The organism is Muriicola sp. (genome assembly GCF_041567615.1).
Taxonomy (GTDB): domain Bacteria; phylum Bacteroidota; class Bacteroidia; order Flavobacteriales; family Flavobacteriaceae; genus Muriicola.
In genome coordinates, this window is record NZ_JBFGBM010000258.1 from 1 (window position 1) to 2,680 (window position 2,680).

Annotated in this window: 4 protein-coding genes; all 4 read right to left on the minus strand. The window is 51.4% G+C overall.

The window, feature by feature from the left end; genetic code table 11:
• Positions 1–447: hypothetical protein (locus ABYP73_RS12765; protein WP_372974587.1), on the minus strand; the 447-nt coding region annotated here is incomplete at its 3' end.
• Positions 448–511: 64 nt separating this feature from the next.
• A complete protein-coding gene (locus tag ABYP73_RS12770) occupies positions 512–1,513 on the minus strand; it encodes an acetamidase/formamidase family protein (RefSeq protein WP_372974588.1) in 1,002 nt (333 codons plus the stop codon).
• A 162-nt stretch (positions 1,514–1,675) separates the two neighbouring features.
• Positions 1,676–2,083: a nuclear transport factor 2 family protein gene (locus tag ABYP73_RS12775; protein ID WP_372974589.1), complete on the minus strand. Its 408-nt coding sequence runs from the start codon at positions 2,081–2,083 to the stop codon at positions 1,676–1,678.
• A gap of 197 nt (positions 2,084–2,280) precedes the next feature.
• The coding region (locus ABYP73_RS12780; protein WP_372974590.1) for a RidA family protein at positions 2,281–2,680 on the minus strand (400 nt) is incomplete at its 5' end.

The following is a 2,680-nucleotide window of genomic DNA, read 5'->3' on the forward strand; positions in this document are numbered from 1 at the left end:
ATTCCAGACCTGCTTCTCCTTCGCAGTGATGGGCAGGAAGAATTTAAAATCCTCAGCAATGCCCCCGGCGAGCTTTTTTCTTTTTTCAGACTTTGACCTAAAAAAACGGATGTAGTAAAGATTCTGCCCAAGGTGCAGGATGTAGAGCACGATCCCCGGATATAAGATCCAGCCGGATAGAGAAGACTTCCGTGGATAAAACCATTTCATCCCGAGATCATCAAGGCTTACATCAGATATCGGGATCAGCAGAAGGATTAGGAAGACGACCAGCCAGGACGCAAACATGCTCGACCTGTAAAAACTGATTTTGGAATAGGCTTGTCCTTCGGCATACTTTCTTCTTAATTCCTTTATCCCCCGGATCCCGGACACGGGATAAATGATCAAAAGAATGACCAGCAGGAGGATAAAAACGAGAAGAAAAAAATTCAATTCCGTTTGCATGCTGTCATTTTCAATTTCCTGTCCATTTTACTTCGGGAGTCGTGAGACAATCCTAAGATCAGTCTTAATTTTTGAACACGCTTTTTGGGATGTGCATGGTCACCAGCATATGGGGCACATCGACTACCTCGGCGATTTTCAGGTCCCCGATCAGGGAGCACAGCATATAGGCGTCTCCTTCAGACATGTCATAGGTGGTGGAAATATGTTCGATCATGTATTGGGTGGCCTTTTTGGCGGCCTCATCTATGGTGGTGCCATATCCGGTAGTGGCGTAATAGTCGTCGGTCTCATACTGGGGTTCGGTGATCTGTTTATCCTTGATCACCTGCAGGCGAACAACAGCCCGCATATCGCATTCCACGGCCGTGCCTACCACTTCTCCCAGGCCCTGTACGGCATGGGAATCTCCCAGGGACAGCAGGGCCCCTTCCACAAAAACGGGCAGGTATACTGTGACCCCAACCGCCATGTTCGGATCGTCCATGTTGCCTCCATTGGCTCTCGGCGGAAAGGTGACCAGCATTTCCTCAGTGTCCGGGGCCACGCCTATGACCCCCAGAAAGGGTTTTAAGGGGATCACCACCTCCTCTGAAAACCGGACCAGGTTGTTCTCCCTGTCGAGGGGAAACGTCTTAAAGCCTTCGGCCTCTGAATCGCCGGCTAAAAACCCGAAGTCGGGCCCCATCCCCGTCCACCCCCAGTCGCCGGGTTCAAGGTCGAGGATCTCCACGGCCAGTACGTCCCCTGGAGACGCTCCCTGCACGTAGATGGGTCCGGTAAGGGTGTGGACCTGATCCATGTCGACCTTATGGAAATCCTCCAGGGTGGAGTTGATGGTTAACTGTCCCCCGGTGGCTTCCAGGGTAAAGACCTCTATGACACTCCCATCCGTAACTTCCAGCTGGGGCGGAATGGCCCTGCTGAATTTGTTGTGGTTCCTGTCTGCCGAAAGGGTATACTGTGGTTTTGGCACCTCAATATCGCTGCTGAGGGGCTCTTCTTTAGGTGCTTCCCGGCATCCCAGGCTCATAAGAAAGCAGCTTAACAGGAGGATTCTTTTCATGAGTGGTGTGATATCAGTTTCTCTAAGATAGGGAATTCAGGGCAGGGTACATGTAGTTCGCTTTGTAAACGGAATGACCCTAACCAAACTTTTGAAAGCGTATGAAAAGGGTGGGGATCGACCTGCACTCCTTTAATAAAATCTCAGCGCTGATGCGTGAGCTTACGCCCCTGAGTCGGCGAGCTTCTTGGTATCCACAAATTGCTGGAAGGCGATGATCTTACCATCGTCGTCCAGGGTCCAGAAGTGTGCGGCCTGGGCGTTGTAGGCTTTGCCCGTTGCCCTTACTTTTGCGTCGTAGCGCAAGGTGGCCAGGACCTTGTTGGCTTCCATGCCGTGGAGTGTTACATCCTTAACGCCAAAGTGCTCGTGGATTGCACCCAGGCGGGCAAAGACTCCTTGTAACACGGCATCCGGGCCTATGTAGGGGTTGCCGTCTGCCAGGGAATTGCTCTCTGCTTCTCTCCATTGGATATTCGGGTGCATGGCACCCAGGACAGTTGGCATGTCACCGGTGGAAAATGCGTTGTAGACTTTGTCGATGATCTCGATGTTCTGTGTAGTGGTCATAAGGTTGGTTTTAAGTAGTTTAAAATACTAAAAATTGGGATACTCCCGACTTCCCTGTACAAAAGACGCGGCAGGGCAAATCCGCTTTTGGGTTGACGCTTTACAGGGTATCCATGCGAAAGAGGCGTGGATCATTCTAAAGTACAGATTCCGATATTTCCAATTACGGCATACATATACTTTCAAATTCATATTATCTATTCCTTCCCCTGATCCTGTGGGTTGTATGCCCAGCACTCCATCTCTACCCGGGCTCCCAGGGCGAGTCCGCTGACACCCATGGCAGAGCGGGTAGGGTATTTGCCGGCTTCAAAATACTGTGCATAGATCTCGTTGAAGGCCTGCCATTCAGAAATATCAGCCAGCATCACTGTGCATTTGAATACGTCCTCCAGGCCCAGTCCATGTCGGGCCAGGGTCGCCTTGATCCGTTTGAACATTTGATGAGTTTCTGCCTCCAGGCCACCGGGTACAAGGCCGGAACCGTCATCGGCCTCCCCCACGTCGCCGGAGAGGTAAAGGATATCCCCTACCTGTACGGCACTGGAAAAGGGATAAGGAAGTTCAGAAGGGGTGAATACCGGCCCCTGTTTTCCA